The 712-nt window shown below is 57.3% G+C and carries 1 protein-coding gene; it reads right to left on the bottom strand.

What is annotated here, in order from left to right; all coding sequences use genetic code 11:
- Nucleotides 1-39: 39 nt before the first annotated feature.
- The coding region (locus ACN2XU_RS24215) for an IS3 family transposase (RefSeq protein WP_419412897.1) at nt 40-712 on the bottom strand (673 nt) is incomplete at its 5' end.

The following is a 712-nucleotide window of genomic DNA, read 5'->3' as shown; positions in this document are numbered from 1 at the left end:
GGTAATCTCCCCCTTTTTAACGGGGTGCATCCGTAGAACTTACGCGGCCATTTTCAGTTTCATGGCGGGTGTGATGCCGCCGATGCCCATGTTCGGGCGGTCGTTGTTATATGTCCAGAGCCATTGTGTGGCCTGATCCTGTGCCTCCTCGATGCTTTCGATGATGTGTTGGTCCAACCACTCATGTCGAACCGTCCGGTTGTAGCGTTCGACATAGGCGTTCTGCTGGGGCTGTCCGGGTTGGATGTGCTGAATGGTGATACCCTGCTTCTCAGCCCATATTCGGAGCGTCTCGCTGATGTATTCGGGGCCATTGTCCACCCGAATTGTGCCGGGCGTTCCGCGCCACTCGATGATGCGGTTCAGGCTTCGTATCACCCGTTCGGCAGGGAGTGAGAAATCAACCTCGATCCCCAGCCCTTCTCGGTTGAAGTCATCCAGCACGTTCAAAAGCCGAAAAGCCCTGCCGTCGCCGAGGCGATCCGCCATGGAGTCCATTGACCAGGTCACATTGGGCGCGTCTGGCACCGCCAGGACATCAGGCTTCTCCCGTTTCAGCCGCTTTCGGGGCTTGATCCGCAGGTTGAGTTCCAGCTCGCAGTAGATCCGATAGACGCGTTTGTGGTTCCAAGGATGCCCCTTAACGTTGCGCAGATGCAGGAAACACAGGCCAAATCCCCAAGTCTTTCGTGCATCCGTCAGCCCCGTCAGC

The organism is Pacificoceanicola niger, from assembly GCF_048553275.1.
Lineage (GTDB): Bacteria > Pseudomonadota > Alphaproteobacteria > Rhodobacterales > Rhodobacteraceae > Pacificoceanicola.
This window is presented reverse-complemented; position numbering and strand designations above follow the sequence as displayed.